Raw genomic sequence first — 18,754 nt, forward strand, 5'->3', positions numbered from 1 at the left:
AAGGCCTCCCGGTCGGCCCGCCATCAGGACACCCTCATGCTCTCCCTGTTCCAGCGAAAACGGGCCTCGGTCGCTGCCGCTCCGTCGCCAACGCCAGCCACTGATCTTCCGAAAGGGCTGCTGCGGCCCGAGTCGGCCGCATCCCTACTGGCGATACCGCGCCGGCAAAAGCTGCTGGAACACATCTGGCAGCGCACATCGCTGTCGCGCAAGCAGTTCGCCATCCTCTATCGCGCTCCGCTGGAGTGCTACGCCGAGTTGGTCCAGCAGTTCCCTGCATCGGAGGCCCATCACCATGCGTACCCCGGCGGCATGCTCGACCATGGCCTGGAGATCGTCGCCTACAGCCTGAAGCTACGGCAGTCCCATCTGCTACCTATCGGCGCCAACCCCGAAGACCAAGCGGCGCAGTCCGAGGCCTGGACCGCCGCCGTCGCCTACGCTGCGCTGCTGCATGACATCGGCAAGATCGCCGTCGATCTGCATGTCGAACTGGCCGACGGCAGCACTTGGCACCCTTGGCACGGCCCGTTGCAGCAGCCGTACCGCTTCCGCTACCGCGATGATCGCGAGTACCGCCTGCACAGCGCCGCGACGGGATTGCTCCACCACCAACTGCTCGATCGCCAAATCCTGGACTGGCTCAGCGGCTACCCCGCGCTCTGGGGACCGCTGCTTTATGTTCTTGCCGGCCAATACGAACACGCTGGGGTGCTTGGCGAACTCGTCGTGCAGGCCGATCGCGCTTCGGTCGCCCTGGAACTGGGCGGCGATCCTGCCCGCGCCATGGTCGCGCCCAAGCACGCACTGCAACGCAAGCTGCTGGACGGGTTGCGTTACCTGCTCAAGGAGGAGCTGAAGCTGAACCAACCCGAGGCCTCCGATGGCTGGCTCACCGAAGACGGCTTGTGGCTGGTGAGCAAGACGGTCTCGGACAAGCTGCGCGCACACCTGCTGTCCCAGGGCATCGACGGCATCCCTGCGAACAACACCGCCGTGTTCAACGTGCTGCAGGATCACGGCATGTTGAAGCCCACGCCGGACGGGAAGGCAGTCTGGCGCGCGACCGTGATCAGCACGACGGGCTGGTCCCATTCATTCACCTTGTTGCGACTGGCGCCGGCGCTGATCTGGGAATCCGGCGAGCGGCCAGCACCTTTTGCCGGTACGGTGGCGATCGACGCGACGCTCGCAGAAAACGACGCCAGTGCGCCAGCTACCCCGCCTGCGGTCGTGATGAAGCCCGCCCAGGAAGACCAGGGGCCCCGACCTTGGGAAGGCGGCAGCGCCGCTGCCTTGGCTCCGCCGCCCACGGCCCACCAGGCCTTGCCCGACGCGCTGGAGGACATGCTCACGATGGTTGGCATGGGTGATTCGAGCGGCACCCAGCAAGATGCGGAAGTCGTTTCGAGCATGACGCCTGCCACGCGCCCCGAGGCGTCCATGCCAGCGATGGTCACGGTTTCACCGACGTCTATGCCCACGGCTGCGACATCGCCCTCAACGGCGCGGCCCTCCGGCGAGCACTTCATGACATGGCTGCAACAGGGCATCGCATCACGCCGGCTTATCATCAACGATGCGAAGGCGCTCGTGCATACGGTGAGCGATACCGCTTACCTGGTCAGCCCAGGCGTCTTCCAGCGCTATGCGCAGGAGCACCCACAGGTAGGCGCATTCGCCAAGCAGGAGAACCAGCAAGATTGGCGGTGGGTGCAAAAACGCTTCGAGCGGCTGCAACTGCATCGCAAACAAGCTAGCGGACTGAATATTTGGACTTGCGAAGTCACCGGGCCGCGAAAATCGCGCAAGCTACACGGCTACCTGCTTCTTCAGCCGCAATCGGTATTCGGTGACGTGCCACCAAACAATCCCTACTTGGCCGTGCTTCCGACGTGAATGACCAGACTCATTCAGCATCAGAAGATCCGCCGTCCTTGAGTTCGGCGAACTTCGCAGCCATTGTTGGGTTACCCCGAGTCAACTTCTTGATCGTCACGTCCTGCGCCTTGTCGTTCGCAAGTCGAAGATTCCTGTCGGTGCCAAGCAGGGCCTCCTTCGTCTTCTGTAGGTGGTCGATCGACTTGTCAATTTCATCGATTGCTGTCTGAAATCGCCTGGAGGCGAGGTCGTAGTTTTTCGCGAATGCGGTCTTGAACGTATCCAGCTGGGTCTCGAAGTTCGTGATATCGATGTTTTGCGCCTTCACGAGCGCCAGTTCCAATTTGTACTTGAGCGAATTCATCGCCGCATTTCGCAGCAGCGTGATGATGGGAATGAAAAATTGCGGCCGAACAATGTACATCTTCGGGTGGCGGTGGGACATATCAATGATCCCAGTGTTATATAACTCACTGTCCGGTTCGAGTAGAGAAACTAGCACCGCATACTCACAGCCCTTCTCGGTGCGATCCTTGTCGAGCTCCTTCAGGAAGTCTTCGTTCTTCTTCTTGGTGGCAGTTTCGTCATTCTCGTTCTTCATCTCGAACATGATCGAGACGATCTCGGTGCCAGCTTCATCGGAGTCGCGAAAGATGTAGTCTCCCTTGCTGCCGCTGCGCGCATCGTTGTCCTTCTCGAAATACGCCCTCGGAAATGCGGTGGCGCGAATTCGATTGAACTCGGTCTCGCAATGTTGCTCAAGGGGTCGCCTCAGAAAACGGAAAATAAAGCACGCTAAGCCGGTTGCAGCGGTCGTAGCGGCCTGAACTTGCCCGCGCCGATCTTGGCGCTGCTGCGCCAGAGGTAATCGCCGGTGAGGTTGATGTGCTCCCAACCGAGCGGCGACAGGTACTGCAACAGCGCGTCATCAACGGCATGGCCGTTGCCACGCAGCGCGTGCGCAGCCCGTTCCAGATAGACCGTGTTCCACAACACGACGGCAGCCGTTACCAGATTGAGGCCGCTAGCCCGGTAGGGGTCTCCTCGTTTTCAGTGCAATAAGTGACGGTACGAAAAGCTAGCACTGGCGCGGAGGTGGTGTTGGTAGATCGTTGATTTCATTGACTTTCCTGTTCACTTTCAAATCTGCGATTCGTGGCGTCAAACCGTGGTCGGTTTCATCCATTGGTGCCAGTTATCGATGCATTTGGCCGCGAAGGCAGGATTTGGTCAGCATAGCGGTCAACCGGGAAGCGAAACACACCCCGCAAGTTGATGCTCTCCAGCCTGGTGGGCGCAATCTTCCCGATCAGTTCCGGTGGAATGACCTGGCGGCGGTTCGACCAGCGATCCAGGACCGCCTGCATCTGTGAGGTATTCCACGCCATCACGATGTTGGCCATCAGGCTCAACGCATCGGCCACAGCCTGCATTTCATCGACACGTTTGGCCTGCGCCGGGCTGATCCGGCCGGTATAAATGGCGCGCTTGAGGGCGTTAACAGCCTCGCCCCGATTGAGCACCCGGCGCAACTCGTTCCTGAAAGCGTCCTTGACAAAGTAGTCAGCCAAAAACGCCGTACGCAGCAACCGCCCCAATTGCACGCCAGCCTCATAGATTGGATCGCCCTGGGCGGCAGAACCGAACCGCGCAAGAGCTGCCACCGCACTGGCATGTCCGCTCATGACCGAGGCTGCCAGGTGCACCAGACTATCCCAATGCTTTTCGATCAAAGCGACGTCGACATTGGCTTCGCACACCGCAGCGATTTCTGCGGGCACTTTGGTGCCGCGTGGCACAAAGAGGTGGCGCTGTTTGAGTTCCTTCAACCGCGGGCAAAGATCAAAACCAAGCAAACGGGCATGTGACATGGCAAAGTCGGTGTAGCCATGGGTATCCACAGCAAGCTGGCTGGTCTCCAGCTTTTCTTGGCGGATGACACCTTCAATGGCCACGCCCGCCTGGCGCTCATTGAGCACAAAGGGCTGCGCATGGAAGATGCCCCACCGGTCTTTTACATGGGAGTAGATTCCAATGGAAGGTGTGTTGCGCCGAGGATCAAGCCGGGCTTGCCACACCCGTTTGGTGGTCTCCATGGTCATCATGTCAGAAGATGCCAAATCGGACCGCCCCCAGGTGGCGGCAATCGGGTGTCGCTGCATGAATTCCAGCACAGCCTGGCAGGCCTGGCTCAGACGCCGTTCGTCCCGCGCCCAGCGCATGGCCTGGCGAATGCTGGTGGCAGACAATTGCGGAATCATGCGCGCGCATTCGACCGCAGTCAGACTGGTGCCGTGGGCCATGATGCCGGCATAGACCATCAGCAGCTCGTCGGTAGAGCGCGGCTCACGTCCGAGCATGATCCAGCTAAAGCGCACCTGGGCGTCAACGGCCAGAATCACTTCCGGCAATTGAACCTCACCGATGCGGTGATCCAAAGCCGCGCGCAGCTTGGTCACTTCTGGGTCTTCGTCCTCTGCGGGCAATGGCGACAAATGGAGTTCATCATCCACGCGCAGTACGCCACTGCGGGCTGCAGCGGCCACCGCATCGACACCGGCAGTTACTCTGGCCAGCAAAGGCTTCAAGAAAGTGGCAGCCTTGCTGGGTAACGATAGACGGGCATAGTGTTTCTTGGACTCTGCCTGCCAACGCTCGTCCGTGAAGAACAAGCGCGCACGACCCCGAAAGCTCAGGCTGTGCTCAATCCAGACCGAGCCATTGCGCACCGCGCGGCGCAGGGCAAACAGGGTGGCCACCTCCAACGCCTGAAACGCCCGTTCCCGGTCTGGGCTGGAGATCGAAACCTGCCAGATCATTCCCAGACTTGGTGCCACCACTTCAACTGGCAGCTTTCTGGATCCTTTGAGATATAAAGCTTGCAGCTTGGCAAGGTACTCGATGGCAGGATGCTCGCCGGTGGCCTGCCAGGGCAGCTTTGCAATGGCGACGAGCAACGACCGCACGGGGCGAATTCCATCAATCAATCCCTCGCGGACCAGGGAGGCCCTGCTCGGTGGTTTGCGTTTCTGGGTTTCGGTGATCAAGGCTTCAAGACGGGCACGCAACTCAGCATCTGGCACCGCACCTTGCGCGCTCAAGGCAACAAGTTCGCCGAGCAGCGTTTTGTACATTGCGGCCCAATTGACGGTAGCGGGGACATCGGCGGCAGCCTGACGCCACAGATCGGCGATCCGGCGCTGCACCATAAGGATCAACTGGTCTGTGGTGGTGAACAGGCAATACCGAAGAAAGCATGCGACCTCCACGGTGCGCGCTGGCTCTTTGATCTTGGCTCCGGCTGAGGGCGGCCTGGAGACAAGTCGGCGCGCGTAGCGGCGCAAGATGAGATCGGGGATGTCTGCCAGGTGCTTATGAACGTCCAGCGTGTAAAGCAGGTCGATGCGCTCCAGTACCTCGCTGATTTGGCGGGTTGAGTGTTTCGCCGGTGCAGCCCATAGCCAACTCTGCTGGGTTTGTCCATCTGGGCGCAGCTCTGAAACTGAGGCTCGCCAGCGATCAAGTGTTGCTGGATCAACGCTGGCGGCGATGGCGGTGCCTGTTTCAACTTCAAGCTGGGCAAGTGCCGCCGCAATCAGTGTCCGAATTGCCCGCTCGTGCACGATCACCAGCTTGTTCTTGTACAGCCATTGACGCGCCCGCACGAGTAGCTGATCGCGGTCGGCGCAGCGCGCCACTTCGTCGCGCAGTTCACGTACCAGTGAGCGGCGCTGGTGCTCGCTCATCCACTGGAATCCAAGGACCGTGCAGGCTACTTGTTGGTGATCGAATAGCGTGCGCCCGCGTTCATACATGGCTCTCAGCGAGGCGACTTCTGGTGCTGCAATGCCAAGCTCGTTGCCAAGGTGGCGCCACAAGGCTACTGGAATTACCCGAAAGGCACCGAGCAAACGCCCACTCATGCGCAGGAAACCAATATGGAGCGCCAGACCAAGCTTGTGGGAATCACCTCGGCGTGCATTGATTGCGTCGCGCTCGGCACCATCGAAGGTGAAAAATGCCTTCATCTCGAAGTCGCTGATATCGCGGGGGAGCCCACGCATCCCCAAAAACGTTGTGTGCCAACCCTGCATCGTGAACCTCAAAAGTGGGAGGCCACCATACCCGTTTACAAAGCGAACAGGAAAGTCAATGAAATCAACGGTCTACCCAGACCACCCCCGCGCCAGTGCTAGCTTTGCGTACCGTCACTTATTGCACTGAAAACGAGGAGACCCCCCGGTAGCGCTGCTGCTCGAAACTGCGGTCGCGGATTTCACCCAGGCGGTTGAAAAACACTGCCCTGGCCAGCGCATTGCGCGCCTCGCCCTTGTTCAGGCCGGCATGCACGCGGCGGCGCAGTTCCACGCTTTGCAGCCAGTCCAGGATGAACAGCGTGCGCTCGATGCGGCCCAGCTCGCGGAGCGCCACGGCCAGGCCGTTCTGGCGTGGGTAGCTGCCGAGCTTTCGGAGCATCAGGGAGGCCGTCACCGTGCCCTGCTTGATCGAGGTGGCCAGCCGCAGGATTTCGTCCCAATGGGCGCGGACGTGCTTGATGTTGAGCGTGCCGCCGATCATGGGTTTCAGCGCGTCATAGGCGGCGTCGCCCTTCGGGATGTAGAGCTTGGTGTCGCCCAGGTCGCGGATGCGCGGCGCGAAGCGGAAGCCCAGGAGGTGCATCAGGGCGAAGACGTGATCGGTGAAGCCCGCCGTGTCGGTGTAATGCTCCTCGATCCGCAAGTCGGACTCGTGGTACAGCAGGCCGTCGAGCACGTAGGTCGAATCGCGCACGCCGACGTTCACGACCTTGGTGTGAAATGGCGCGTACTGGTCAGAAATGTGGGTGTAGAACGTCCGCCCTGGGCTGCTCCCGTATTTCGGGTTGATGTGGCCGGTGCTCTCGGCCTTGCTGCCGGTGCGGAAGTTCTGGCCGTCCGACGATGAGGTGGTGCCGTCGCCCCAGTGCTCGGCGAAGGGATGGCGGAACTGTGCGTTGACCAGATCGGCCAGCGCCGCCCCGTAGGTTTCGTCGCGGATGTGCCAGGCTTGCAGCCAAGCCAGCTTGGCGTAGGTCGTGCCGGGGCAAGACTCCGCCATCTTGGTCAGGCCCAGGTTGATCGCGTCGGCGAGGATCGTGGTCAGCAACAGGTTCTTGTCTTTGGCCGGGTCGCCCGATTTCAGATGCGCGAAATGCCGAGTGAAGCCCGTCCATTCGTCCACCTCCAGCAGCAGTTCGGTGATCTTGACGTGCGGCAGGATCATTGCCGTCTGGTCGATCAGCGCTTGGGCGGTGTCGGGTACCGCCGCGTCGAGCGGCGTGATCTTCAAGCCTGACTCGGTGATGATGGCGTCCGGCAGCTCGTTGGCCGTCGCCATACGGTTGACGGTGGCAAGCTGTGTTTCCAGCAGCGTCAGCCGGTCGTTCAGGTACCGGTTGCAGTCGGTGGCCACGGCCAGCGGCAATTCGCTGGCCTGCTTGAGGCTGGCGAATTTCGCGGGCGGCACCAGGTAGTCCTCGAAGTCCTTGAACTGGCGCGACCCCTGCACCCAGATGTCGCCGGAACGCAACGCGTTCTTCATCTCCGACAGCGCGCACAGTTCGTAGTAGCGCCGGTCGATGCCGGTGTCGGTCATGACCAGCTTCTGCCAGCGCGGCTTGATGAACTCGGTCGGCGCGTCGGCGGGCACCTTGCGGGCGTTGTCGCTGTTCATGCCGCGCAGCACCTCGATGGCGTCGAGCACGTCCTTCGCGGCGGGAGCGGCCCGCAGCTTGAGCACGGCAAGGAATTCCGGCGCGTAGCGGCGCAGCGTGGCGTAGCTTTCGCCGATGCGGTGCAGGAAATCGAAGTCCTCGGGCTGCGCAAGCTTCTGCGCTTCGGTGACGCTCTCGGCGAAGGCATCCCAGGACATGACGGCCTCGATGGCGGCGAACGGATCGCGGCCCGCCTGCTTGGCCTCGATCAGCGCCTGGCCGATGCGGCCGAACAACCGCACCTTGGCGTTGATCGCCTTGCCGGACGCCTGGAATTGCTGCTGATGCTTGTTCTTGGCGGCGTTGAACAGCTTGCCCAGGATGCGGTCGTGCAGGTCGATGATTTCGTCGGTGACGGTGGCCATGCCCTCGATGGCAAGCGCCACCAGGGTGGCATAGCGTCGCTGCGCCTCGAACTTGGCCAGGTCGGCGGGCGTCATCTGGCCACCCTCACGGGCGATCTTGAGCAGGCGGTTCTGGTGCACCGACCGCTCGATGCCAGAAGGCAGGTCGAGCGCCTGCCACGCTTTGAGGCGTTCGATGTGTTCCAGCATGTGCCGCGAATTCGGTTTGACGGGCGATTGGCGCAGCCAGGCCAGCCAGGTCGTTTTGCCGTTGTCCCGACGCTTGAGCAGATCGTCGAGGCGGCGGCGATGCGCGTCCGACAGCGGTTCGGCCAAGGCATCGTAGATGCGCCGGTTGGCGCGGGTGATTGCTTCGGCGCTCGCCCGCTCGACGGCGTTGAGGGCAGGCAGAATGACCGACTGCTGCCGCAGGTGCTCGATCAAGGTGCTGGCCAGCACGATGCCCTTGTCGGTCTGCAAGGCCATCTCGGTCAGCAACTGGACGGCCTGCCGGTAGTGGCCCATGGTAAAGGGCTGGAAGCCGAACACCGTTTGCAGTTCGACCAGGTGCTCGCGCCGGGTCTGCTCCCGCTGCCCGTATTCGTCCCAGCTTTCGACGCTGACCTTGAGCTGGTCGGCGACCAGTTTCAACAAGGGCGGAAACGGCGGCTCATCGACGCCCAGGATGACACCAGGAAAGCGCAGGTAACAGAGCTGCACGGCGAAGCCCAGCCGGTTGGCCGGGCCGCGCCGCTGCCGGATGATGGAGAGGTCGGTTTCGCTGAACGTGTAGTGACGGATCAACTCATCCTTGGTGTCCGGCAACGCCAGCAGGCTTTCGCGCTCGGCGGCGGACAGGATTGAACGACGTGGCATATTTACTGATCCGTTCTCAAGTATTGATACAGGGTTTCGCGACTGATTCCGAATTCACGAGCCAGCTTGGTCTTTTGCTCGCCAGCCTCGACACGTTGGCGCAGTTCGGCAATACGCTCAGACGACAGGGATTTCTTCCTGCCACGGTAGGCCCCGCGCTGCTTGGCGAGCGCGATGCCCTCGCGCTGCCGCTCGCGGATCAAGGCGCGTTCGAACTCGGCGAACGCGCCCATTACCGACAGCATCAGGTTCGCCATCGGCGAGTCCTCGCCGGTGAAGGTCAAATGCTCCTTAAGGAACTCGATGCGTACGCCGCGCTGGGTGAGGCCCTGCACCAGGCGGCGCAGGTCGTCGAGGTTGCGCGCCAGACGATCCATGCTGTGCACCACGACCGTGTCGCCTTCGCGCACGAAGGCGAGCAGCCGTTCCAGTTCGGGCCGCCGTGTGTCCTTGCCCGACGCCTTGTCGGTGAACACTTTATCCACCTGGATCTGTTCGAGCTGCCGTTCTGGGTTCTGGTCGAAGCTGCTGACGCGGACGTAACCGATGCGCTGACCGTGCAAGGTATCCTCCTGAGGGAAATGTGTCAGGAAGAAATCTATGACCCTTGACGGCGCATGTCAATCAATTCGGAAGGCAACTCTATTCTGACGATTTAGCGCCGGATGGTCTGACGCCAAGTTAGGGTATGCCTCAATCTGACGGTAGCGAGTCGCAGGCGTTCGGATCGGCATCGGTTTCGTTCCCTGTCTTGGCACGCGCTTCGAAGCGTTGATAACACTCCAACCCGCAGAAGTGCTCGACGTATTCCGCGCCTTCCGGGGTGAAGGCGGCATCGAGCGGGATTTCCTTGCAGCACACGCAGCAACTGGTGGTGGTCGAGTCTGTCGTTTTCAGAAGACGGCTGCACTGAACGTCAGAAGCCGACTGCACTATAGCAGCGGAGGGGTTGGATCCATCAGGCAACGACGGGCTGCTGCCGGCCATCAGCGGACGCAGGGAGGACTTTCCGCAACCGGCCGTTCGATGCGGCACCGATGGCCTTCGCGCAGGGGTAGTGAATCCGCCAGGATTGACTTGCGCTGCCCTACCTCTCACTAGTGAGGGGCGGCAGCGCATCAAGCGGTGAGCGCACTCCGGCACCGCCAACTTTCAGCACATGCGTGTAAATCATCGTCGTAGAGACGTCGGAATGGCCGAGCAGATCCTGCACGGTTCGAATGTCGTAACCGCTGCGGAGCAAGGCCGTCGCGAACGAGTGGCGGAGGGTGTGCGGTGTGGCGGGCTTCGTGATGCCTGCTTGTTCTACGGCACGTTTGAAGGCGCGCTGAAAGGTCTGGTCATACATGTGATGGCGACGCACGACACCGCTCCGTGGATCGGTCGAATGCGTGTGCTGCGCAAAAACCCAGAACCACGGCCAGGAATGCCCGGCGCGCGGATACTTCCGCTCAAGGGCGTCGGGAAGCGCAACGCCGCTGCGGCCCTCGGCCTGGTCCTTCAGCCACCATGCCCGTGCACGCGACAGCTGCTCGCGCAGGCTGGGTGCCAAGCTCTCGGGTAACATCAAGGCCCGATCCTTGGAGCCCTTGCCCTCCCGCACGATGATCGTGCCGTGATCGAAATCCAGATCCTTGACCCGCAGTTGCAAACCCTCACTGATCCGCATGCCCGTTCCATACAGAAGCTGGGCGAACAAACGATGCTCGCCTTCCAGAAAACCGAGGATGCGAACCACTTCATCCGGGGTCAGCACCACCGGCAAGCGCCGCGACGGCCGAGGTCTTCCGATCTCCTGAAGCCAGGGCAGATCCGTGCACAGCACCTTGCCGTAGAAGAACAGCAAGGCCGCCAATGCCTGACGATGCGTGGAGACCGAAACCTTGCGCTCGTTCGCCAGCCAGGACAGAAATGCCTCGACTTCGCTGCTGCCCAAGGTTGCCGGGTGACGCACACCGTGGAAACGGATGAAGGCACGAACCCAGTGGACATAAGCCTGTTCGGTTCGTAAACTGTAATGCAAGTAGCGTATGCGCTCACGCAACTGGTCCAGAACCTTGACCGAACGCAGCGGTGGTAACGGCGCAGTGGCGGTTTTCATGGCTTGTTATGACTGTTTTTTTGTACAGTCTATGCCTCGGGCATCCAAGCAGCAAGCGCGTTACGCCGTGGGTCGATGTTTGATGTTATGGAGCAGCAACGATGTTACGCAGCAGGGCAGTCGCCCTAAAACAAAGTTAGATGCACTAAGCACATAATTGCTCACAGCCAAACTATCAGGTCAAGTCTGCTTTTATTATTTTTAAGCGTGCATAATAAGCCCTACACAAATTGGGAGATATATCATGAAAGGCTGGCTTTTTCTTGTTATCGCAATAGTTGGCGAAGTAATCGCAACATCCGCATTAAAATCTAGCGAGGGCTTTACTAAGCTTGCCCCTTCCGCCGTTGTCATAATCGGTTATGGCATCGCATTTTATTTTCTTTCTCTGGTTCTGAAATCCATCCCTGTCGGTGTTGCTTATGCAGTCTGGTCGGGACTCGGCGTCGTCATAATTACAGCCATTGCCTGGTTGCTTCATGGGCAAAAGCTTGATGCGTGGGGCTTTGTAGGTATGGGGCTCATAATTGCTGCCTTTTTGCTCGCCCGATCCCCATCGTGGAAGTCGCTGCGGAGGCCGACGCCATGGTGACGGTGTTCGGCATTCTGAATCTCACCGAGGACTCCTTCTTCGATGAGAGCCGGCGGCTAGACCCCGCCGGCGCTGTCACCGCGGCGATCGAAATGCTGCGAGTCGGATCAGACGTCGTGGATGTCGGACCGGCCGCCAGCCATCCGGACGCGAGGCCTGTATCGCCGGCCGATGAGATCAGACGTATTGCGCCGCTCTTAGACGCCCTGTCCGATCAGATGCACCGTGTTTCAATCGACAGCTTCCAACCGGAAACCCAGCGCTATGCGCTCAAGCGCGGCGTGGGCTACCTGAACGATATCCAAGGATTTCCTGACCCTGCGCTCTATCCCGATATTGCTGAGGCGGACTGCAGGCTGGTGGTTATGCACTCAGCGCAGCGGGATGGCATCGCCACCCGCACCGGTCACCTTCGACCCGAAGACGCGCTCGACGAGATTGTGCGGTTCTTCGAGGCGCGGGTTTCCGCCTTGCGACGGAGCGGGGTCGCTGCCGACCGGCTCATCCTCGATCCGGGGATGGGATTTTTCTTGAGCCCCGCACCGGAAACATCGCTGCACGTGCTGTCGAACCTTCAAAAGCTGAAGTCGGCGTTGGGGCTTCCGCTATTGGTCTCGGTGTCGCGGAAATCCTTCTTGGGCGCCACCGTTGGCCTTCCTGTAAAGGATCTGGGTCCAGCGAGCCTTGCGGCGGAACTTCACGCGATCGGCAATGGCGCTGACTACGTCCGCACCCACGCGCCTGGAGATCTGCGAAGCGCAATCACCTTCTCGGAAACCCTCGCGAAATTTCGCAGTCGCGACGCCAGAGACCGAGGGTTAGATCATGCCTAGCATTCACCTTCCGGCCGCCCGCTAGCGGACCCTGGTCAGGTTCCGCGAAGGTGGGCGCAGACATGCTGGGCTCGTCAGGATCAAACTGCACTATGAGGCGGCGGTTCATACCGCGCCAGGGGAGCGAATGGACAGCGAGGAGCCTCCGAACGTTCGGGTCGCCTGCTCGGGTGATATCGACGAGGTTGTGCGGCTGATGCACGACGCTGCGGCGTGGATGTCCGCCAAGGGAACGCCCGCCTGGGACGTCGCGCGGATCGACCGGACATTCGCGGAGACCTTCGTCCTGAGATCCGAGCTCCTAGTCGCGAGGGCTCTGTTGCAAAAATCGTGAAGCTTGAGCATGCTTGGCGGAGATTGGACGGACGGAACGATGACGGATTTCAAGTGGCGCCATTTCCAGGGTGATGTGATCCTGTGGGCGGTGCGCTGGTATTGTCGCTATCCGATCAGCTATCGCGACCTTGAGGAAATGCTGGCGGAACGCGGCATTTCGGTCGACCATACGACGATCTATCGCTGGGTCCAGCGCTACGCCCCGGAGATGGAGAAGCGGCTGCGCTGGTTCTGGCGGCGTGGCTTTGATCCGAGCTGGCGCCTGGATGAAACCTACGTCAAGGTGCGGGGCAAGTGGACCTACCTGTACCGGGCAGTCGACAAGCGGGGCGACACGATCGATTTCTACCTGTCGCCGACCCGCAGCGCCAAGGCAGCGAAGCGGTTCCTGGGCAAGGCCCTGCGAGGCCTGAAGCACTGGGAAAAGCCTGCCACGCTCAATACCGACAAAGCGCCGAGCTATGGTGCAGCGATCACCGAATTGAAGCGCGAAGGAAAGCTGGACCGGGAGACGGCCCACCGGCAGGTGAAGTATCTCAATAACGTGATCGAGGCCGATCACGGAAAGCTCAAGATACTGATCAAGCCGGTGCGCGGTTTCAAATCGATCCCCACGGCCTATGCCACGATCAAGGGATTCGAAGTCATGCGAGCCCTGCGCAAAGGACAGGCTCGCCCCTGGTGCCTGCAGCCCGGCATCAGGGGCGAGGTGCGCCTTGTGGAGAGAGCTTTTGGCATTGGGCCCTCGGCGCTGACGGAGGCCATGGGCATGCTCAACCACCATTTCGCAGCAGCCGCCTGATCGGCGCAGAGCGACAGCCTACCTCTGACTGCCGCCAATCTTTGCAACAGAGCCTCCGTCGCCATGCTCACCTCGCTTTGGTGCACACGAGTATTGAGCATAGTCGAGATTGGTGCAGATCACTTCTGATATTGAACTGTCAGGAGCTGGCTGCACAACAGCCATTACGCCCAATCAACTGGTGCAGTCGTCTTCTGAAAATGACAGAGTCACTTGCATTCATGGTGGCACCCCTCCATTGACTGACGAAGACGGCGAATGCCGCCGCCGGCATTGGCTTCGCGAACAGGAAGCCTTGTCCTGTGTCGCAGTCCGCTTGTCGCAATAGATCAAGACTCGCCGATGTTTCCACGCCTTCAGCCACCACATCCATGCCCAGCCCGTGCGCAAGCTGAATCACGGTGTGCACGATGGTTTGGTCGCGGCGGTCGTTGGCGAGCCCGGCGACAAACGATTGGTCGATCTTGAGCGTGCTGATTGGGCAGCACTTCAGATGTTGCAGACAGGAATACCCCGTCCCGAAGTCATCGGCGGCGAAGCGCACACCGATCTGCCGCAAGGCGTCCAGGGCGGGGAAGATCGCCGGATCACCAAACGCGACCGATTCGGTCAGCTCGATTTCGAGATACTCGGCGGGCAACTCGGCATCAGCCAGCACGCCCTTTACCCACCCGTCGAAGTCCGGTCCCACTTGGCTCGCCGAAACATTGACGGCCAGCCGGAACGGTCGCCATGCCAGCATTCGCCAGTCACGCATCTGGCGGCAGGCTTCGCCCAGCACCCAAGCGCCGATTTCAGGCATCAGGCCGGACGATTCGACCACGGGCAGGAACTGGCCCGGTGGCAATAGTCCAAGCGTCGGATGACGCCAGCGCAACAGGGCTTCCGCGCCGACAATCCCACCACTGCGCAGATCGACGACGGGCTGGTAGTGCAGTTCAAGCTGCCCGCGCTCGACCGCTTGGGCCAGTTCCGGCGTCGTCCATCCATCCGGCCGGAAAGCGCTCATTCTCTTTCCCTGAATGCCCGCAACGCCCGCGACAGGGACAGAAGGAACAGGCCGGTCAAACCGAGCGCCGCGATGACCCAATGCTCGCCGAGGAAAGCACCGGCGGTTGTGCCGGCCAGCACGACAGCGAGGATGGGCAGGTGGCAGGGGCAAGTCAGCACAGCCAGTCCGCCCCACAGGTAGCCGGTGATCGGTTTGTGCGTCTCGGACGGCAAGCGCTCGGGGTTGTTCATGGCAGACTCTCCGCGTGCTGTGCCGGCTCGGTCGGCAGGGTGGCCAACTGCACTTCCAGATCGGCCAACGCTTCGCGCCGACGCTCGACGAACTGACGCAGCAGGGCAAGCTGCGCGGCCGCTTCGTCGCCGTCCGCCGCATCCAGCGCCCGGCACAGCCGCGCCAGCGCGTCGAGGCCGATGCCCGCCTCGAAGGCCGCCCGCACGAAGCACAGCCGTTGCAAGGCGGCGTCATCGAACAAGCCGTAGCCGCCTGGTGTGCACGCCACCGGGCGCAGCAATCCGCGCAGCAGGTAGTCGCGCACGATATGCACGCTCACCCCGGCATCAAGAGCCAGCCGGGACACCGTGTAGGCGTTCATTGAACACCTCCTTTTTCTCACCCGGCGCAGCAGGAAAGCTGCTTCACATCCTTGTTGAAGGTCTGCGCCGCGAGCTTCAACCCCTCGACCATCGTCAGGTAGGGGAACAACTGGTCGGCCAGTTCCTGCACCGTCATGCGGTTGCGAATGGCCAGAGCCGCCGTCTGGATCAGTTCACCCGCTTCCGGCGCGACCGCCTGTACGCCGATCAGCCGATGGCTGCCTTCCTCGATAACCAACTTGATGAAGCCGCGTGTGTCGAAGTTGGCGAGCGCACGCGGCACGTTGTCCAAGGTCAAGGTGCGGCTGTCGGTCTCGATCCCGTCGTGGTGGGCTTCCGCCTCGCTGTAGCCCACGGTCGCCACTTGCGGATCGGTGAACACCACGGCCGGCATTGCGGTCAGGTCGAGCGCCGCATCGCCGCCGGTCATGTTGATCGCGGCACGGGTGCCGGCCGCTGCCGCCACATAGACGAACTGCGGCTGGTCGGTGCAGTCGCCGGCCGCGTAGATGTTCGGGTTGCTCGTGCGCATGCCTTGGTCGATGGCGATGGCACCTTGCGCATTGACAGTGACCCCCGCTGCGTCCAGCGCGAGGCTGCGCGTGTTCGGTGTCCGACCGGTGGCAACCAGCAGTTTGTCGGCGCGCAATTCACCGTGCGTGGTGGTCAGCACGAATTCACCGTCCATATGGGCGACCTGGCTGGCTTGCGTGTGCTCCAGCACCTCGATGCCCTCGGCACGGAAAGCGGCTGTCACCGCCTCGCCGATGGCCGGGTCTTCACGGAAGAACAAGGTATTGCGCGCCAGGACCGTGACCTTGCTGCCCAGCCGGGCAAAGGCTTGCGCCAGCTCCAGCGCCACCACCGACGAGCCGATTACGGCAAGGCGTTCGGGAATGGTGTCGCTCGCCAGGGCCTCGGTGGAAGTCCAGTAGGGTGACTCTTTCAAGCCCGGAATCGGCGGGACCGCCGGGCTGGCACCCGTGGCGACCAGGCAGCGGTCGAACATCACGACGCGCTCGCCACCCTCGTTCAAACGGACGGTAAGGCTCTGGTCGTCCTTGAAGCGCGCCTCACCGTGCACAACGGTGATGGCCGGATTACCGCCCAGGATGCCTTCGTACTTGGCGTGCCGCAGTTCGTCGACGCGGGCCTGCTGCTGGGCCAGCAGCTTACTGCGGTCAATCGTAGGCACAGTTGCCGCAATACCGCCATCGAACGGGCTTTCCCGGCGCAGATGGGCGATGTGGGCGGCGCGGATCATGATCTTGGACGGCACACAGCCGACATTGACGCAGGTGCCGCCGATGGTGCCGCGCTCGATCAGCGTGACCTGCGCGCCTTGCTCGACGGCTTTCAGCGCCGCCGCCATCGCGGCTCCACCGCTGCCAATGACCGCTACCTGCACCGGGGGCTCGTTGCCACTGTGCTTTTCGGCGGCGGCCATCCATCCCCGCACCTTGTCGAGCAGTCCGACGCGGTTGTCCGCCAGTGGCGCATCGGCTAGCGTTGCCTTGTAGCCCAGTCCGGCCACGGCGGCAGTCAGCGCGTCCGGCGATGTGCCCGGCACGATGGCGAGTTGCGCTGTGCCCTTCGGATAGGACACCAGCGCCGACTGCACGCCTGGCACTTTTTCCAGCGCTTCCTTGACGTGCGCCGCGCACGAGTCGCAAGTCATGCCGGTGATTTTTAGATGGGTCATGCAACAGATCCTTTATCGTTTGTGGCGCCAGACAATGACGTCCGTTGTGCTGCGGTGCCGTTTTCAGTGACTCACTGCTTGACGCTGGACGGATAGCCCGCGTCTGCGGTTGCCTTGGTCAGCTTCTGCACGCTGGTCTTGGCATCGTCGAAGGTGACGACCGCTTGGCGTGTCTCGAAAGTCACGTCAACTTTGCTGACGCCTTCGACCTTGGAAATCGCCTTCTTGACAGTGATCGGGCAGGCGGAGCAGGTCATGCCCGGTACGGACAGCGTGACGGTCTGGGTGGCGGCCCAGACGGGGGCAACAACGGCGGCGAGGGCGAGGGAGGCAAACAGTTTCTTCATGGTGAACTCCGATCAGTAGAAAAATGGCATGACGTAGGGAAATCCGAGCGCGACCAGAACCAGCGCGGCCACGATCCAGAAAATGAGCTTGTAAGTAGCTCGCACTTGGGGAATCGCGCAGACCTCACCCGGTTTGCAGGCCGCTGCCTGCCGGTAGATGCGCCGCCAGGCGAAGAACAACGCCACCAGCGCCACGCCGATAAAGATGGGGCGATAGGGTTCCAACACCGCCAAGTTGCCGATCCAAGCGCCGCTGAACCCCAAGGCGATCAGAACCAACGGCCCGAGGCAGCAAGCCGAGGCGAGGATGGCGGCAAGCCCTCCAGTGAAGAGCGCGCCGCGCCCGGTTTTTGGTTCAGACATGCGCTTGTCCTTTCGAATTGAAATTGGATAGCGTAACCTTACTTCCGTACTCATGTACGGAGTCAAGCGATATGGAAAACAATTTGGAGAACCTGACCATTGGCGTTTTCGCCAAGGCGGCCGGGGTCAATGTGGAGACCATCCGTTTCTATCAGCGCAAGGGCTTGTTGCTGGAGCCTGACAAGCCCTATGGCAGCATCCGCCGCTATGGCGAGGCGGATGTAACGCGGGTGCGCTTCGTGAAATCAGCCCAGCGGCTGGGCTTCAGCCTGGATGAGATCGCCGAGCTGCTGCGGCTGGAGGATGGCACCCATTGCGAGGAAGCCAGCAGTCTGGCCGAGCACAAGCTCAAGGACGTGCGCGAGAAAATGGCTGACCTGGCGCGCATGGAGGCCGTGCTGTCTGAGTTGGTGTGCGCCTGCCATGCGCGAAGGGGGAACGTTTCCTGCCCGCTGATCGCGTCACTACAGGGTGGAGCAAGCTTGGCAGGTTCGGCTATGCCTTAGCGTGCTTTATTTTCCGTTTTCTGAGACGACCCCCTCAAGAGTTTCGCCCACCATCTTGGTCGATAGTCGCGCCTTCATGTCCCGTAGGCGCTCGATTGCGTCATCACGATCCTTGATCTGCGTCTCGTACTTTTCTTTCAAAGATTTCTCGGCGAGATGCTTTTCAAGTTCTACCCGCTGCAAGCCGCTCTTCAATTCGTCACATTCTTTCTCGACCGCGCCGACTGCTTCGGTAATCGCGAGCTTCTTCTCGATGACAACAGCGTCAAGCTTCGCCTTGAGTTCCTGTATCTCCGACTCCTTCGCTGCAGCGGCTTTTTGCACTTCGCTCATGAGCGTGACCTCTGCCAACTTGGATACGGCTTGCTTGTCACGCTTCGCTTGTTCCAATTCATTTGCAAGCGTGTCACGCTCTTTTTCCACCGCGCTCAAAGCCTCGGCCACGGCAAGTTGCCGCGCAACTTCGCCAGCATCAAGCCTGGCCTTCAGCTCCTGGATCTCGGCGTCCTTGGCAGACGAGGTCTTCTGCAATTCGTTGGCAATCTTGGCTTCAGCTAGTTCGACCGCATTGCGCTTTCCCTGCTCGGCCAACTCTAGCCGCTCATGCAACTGCTTCTCGAAATCGCTATCTCGAACCTGCTTCAGAATGTCCGCGTACCCAACTTCATCGATCTTGAATGCCTTCCCGCAGTGAGGGCAGATGATTTCATGCAT

General features: G+C 61.2%; 18 protein-coding genes and 2 pseudogenes. 6 read left to right on the forward strand and 14 right to left on the reverse strand.

The features are described from left to right. Positions 1–36: 36 nt before the first annotated feature. Positions 37–1,899 carry a MobH family relaxase gene (mobH, locus tag ACYQ1H_RS01430; RefSeq protein ID WP_003158656.1) on the forward strand — a complete coding sequence of 621 codons (1,863 nt, stop codon included), beginning with the start codon at positions 37–39 and terminating at the stop codon, positions 1,897–1,899. A gap of 10 nt (positions 1,900–1,909) precedes the next feature. On the opposite strand, the gene ACYQ1H_RS01435 is transcribed toward mobH, so the two are convergent. The 7 genes and pseudogenes from ACYQ1H_RS01435 to intI1 all read right to left on the reverse strand — a co-directional run bounded on the left by ACYQ1H_RS01435 (position 1,910) and on the right by intI1 (position 10,954). Further along, positions 1,910–2,776 carry a DUF2130 domain-containing protein gene (locus tag ACYQ1H_RS01435; protein ID WP_023465076.1) on the reverse strand — a complete coding sequence of 289 codons (867 nt, stop codon included), beginning with the start codon at positions 2,774–2,776 and terminating at the stop codon, positions 1,910–1,912. Next, positions 2,677–2,916: pseudogene (locus ACYQ1H_RS01440) on the reverse strand (Tn3 family transposase); the annotation flags it as partial. The gene ACYQ1H_RS01435 and the pseudogene ACYQ1H_RS01440, both read right to left, overlap by 100 nt. 143 nt (positions 2,917–3,059) lie before the next feature. Further along, positions 3,060–5,975, reverse strand: a complete 2,916-nt coding sequence (locus ACYQ1H_RS01445) for a Tn3-like element IS1071 family transposase (RefSeq protein WP_003158660.1) — start codon at positions 5,973–5,975, stop codon at positions 3,060–3,062. Between the two features lie 145 nt (positions 5,976–6,120). Next, positions 6,121–8,853 (reverse strand): annotated as a pseudogene (locus ACYQ1H_RS01450) (Tn3 family transposase); the annotation flags it as partial. A 2-nt stretch (positions 8,854–8,855) separates the two neighbouring features. Continuing rightward, positions 8,856–9,416 (reverse strand): recombinase family protein, encoded by a 561-nt coding sequence (locus tag ACYQ1H_RS01455; RefSeq protein WP_003124096.1) that lies wholly within the window; start codon positions 9,414–9,416, stop codon positions 8,856–8,858. Positions 9,417–9,546: 130 nt separating this feature from the next. Further along, the gene (locus ACYQ1H_RS01460; RefSeq protein ID WP_072266023.1) at positions 9,547–9,840 is read right to left on the reverse strand and encodes a DUF3330 domain-containing protein; all 294 of its coding nucleotides are present in this window, start codon (positions 9,838–9,840) and stop codon (positions 9,547–9,549) included. A 100-nt stretch (positions 9,841–9,940) separates the two neighbouring features. Further along, entirely contained in the window at positions 9,941–10,954 is a 1,014-nt protein-coding gene (intI1, locus tag ACYQ1H_RS01465; RefSeq protein WP_000845048.1) for a class 1 integron integrase IntI1, read from the reverse strand. A 244-nt stretch (positions 10,955–11,198) separates the two neighbouring features. On the opposite strand from intI1, the gene ACYQ1H_RS01470 reads away from it, so the two are divergent. The 4 genes from ACYQ1H_RS01470 (at position 11,199) to ACYQ1H_RS01485 (ending at position 13,517) form a co-directional block, all read left to right on the forward strand. Then, positions 11,199–11,546 carry a quaternary ammonium compound efflux SMR transporter QacE delta 1 gene (locus ACYQ1H_RS01470; RefSeq protein ID WP_000679427.1) on the forward strand — a complete coding sequence of 116 codons (348 nt, stop codon included), beginning with the start codon at positions 11,199–11,201 and terminating at the stop codon, positions 11,544–11,546. Further along, on the forward strand, positions 11,540–12,379 hold the full coding sequence (gene sul1, locus ACYQ1H_RS01475) for a sulfonamide-resistant dihydropteroate synthase Sul1 (protein WP_000259031.1): 840 nt from the start codon (positions 11,540–11,542) through the stop codon (positions 12,377–12,379). Before ACYQ1H_RS01470 ends, sul1 begins: the two co-directional genes overlap by 7 nt. A 127-nt stretch (positions 12,380–12,506) precedes the next feature. After that, positions 12,507–12,713 carry a hypothetical protein gene (locus tag ACYQ1H_RS01480; RefSeq protein ID WP_033896018.1) on the forward strand — a complete coding sequence of 69 codons (207 nt, stop codon included), beginning with the start codon at positions 12,507–12,509 and terminating at the stop codon, positions 12,711–12,713. Positions 12,714–12,752: 39 nt separating this feature from the next. Continuing rightward, positions 12,753–13,517 (forward strand): IS6-like element IS6100 family transposase, encoded by a 765-nt coding sequence (locus tag ACYQ1H_RS01485; RefSeq protein ID WP_023464298.1) that lies wholly within the window; start codon positions 12,753–12,755, stop codon positions 13,515–13,517. 139 nt (positions 13,518–13,656) lie between these two features. On the opposite strand, the gene ACYQ1H_RS01490 is transcribed toward ACYQ1H_RS01485, so the two are convergent. The 6 genes from ACYQ1H_RS01490 to merT form a co-directional block, all read right to left on the reverse strand. After that, positions 13,657–14,526, reverse strand: coding sequence for a putative bifunctional diguanylate cyclase/phosphodiesterase (locus ACYQ1H_RS01490; protein WP_003160808.1), 870 nt, complete (start codon positions 14,524–14,526; stop codon positions 13,657–13,659). Then, complete coding sequence (merE, locus tag ACYQ1H_RS01495) at positions 14,523–14,759, reverse strand: broad-spectrum mercury transporter MerE (protein WP_003132004.1); 237 nt, start codon at positions 14,757–14,759, stop codon at positions 14,523–14,525. Before merE ends, ACYQ1H_RS01490 begins: the two co-directional genes overlap by 4 nt. Further along, positions 14,756–15,121 (reverse strand): mercury resistance co-regulator MerD, encoded by a 366-nt coding sequence (gene merD, locus ACYQ1H_RS01500; RefSeq protein ID WP_000995360.1) that lies wholly within the window; start codon positions 15,119–15,121, stop codon positions 14,756–14,758. Before merD ends, merE begins: the two co-directional genes overlap by 4 nt. Positions 15,122–15,138: 17 nt before the next feature. Continuing rightward, positions 15,139–16,824, reverse strand: coding sequence for a mercury(II) reductase (merA, locus tag ACYQ1H_RS01505; RefSeq protein ID WP_003158917.1), 1,686 nt, complete (start codon positions 16,822–16,824; stop codon positions 15,139–15,141). A gap of 71 nt (positions 16,825–16,895) precedes the next feature. Then, positions 16,896–17,171: a mercury resistance system periplasmic binding protein MerP gene (gene merP / locus ACYQ1H_RS01510; RefSeq protein ID WP_003131987.1), complete on the reverse strand. Its 276-nt coding sequence runs from the start codon at positions 17,169–17,171 to the stop codon at positions 16,896–16,898. Between the two features lie 12 nt (positions 17,172–17,183). Beyond that, positions 17,184–17,534 carry a mercuric ion transporter MerT gene (merT, locus tag ACYQ1H_RS01515; RefSeq protein ID WP_003131974.1) on the reverse strand — a complete coding sequence of 117 codons (351 nt, stop codon included), beginning with the start codon at positions 17,532–17,534 and terminating at the stop codon, positions 17,184–17,186. A 71-nt stretch (positions 17,535–17,605) separates the two neighbouring features. Here merT and merR point away from each other — a divergent pair, with 71 nt between their 5' ends. Beyond that, positions 17,606–18,040: a mercury resistance transcriptional regulator MerR gene (gene merR / locus ACYQ1H_RS01520; RefSeq protein WP_003131969.1), complete on the forward strand. Its 435-nt coding sequence runs from the start codon at positions 17,606–17,608 to the stop codon at positions 18,038–18,040. A 6-nt stretch (positions 18,041–18,046) separates the two neighbouring features. Here the strand turns inward: merR and ACYQ1H_RS01525 are convergent, their stop codons facing one another. After that, positions 18,047–18,754, reverse strand: coding sequence for a DUF2130 domain-containing protein (locus ACYQ1H_RS01525; RefSeq protein WP_460026296.1), 708 nt, complete (start codon positions 18,752–18,754; stop codon positions 18,047–18,049).

This window comes from Methyloparacoccus murrellii (assembly GCF_054657115.1).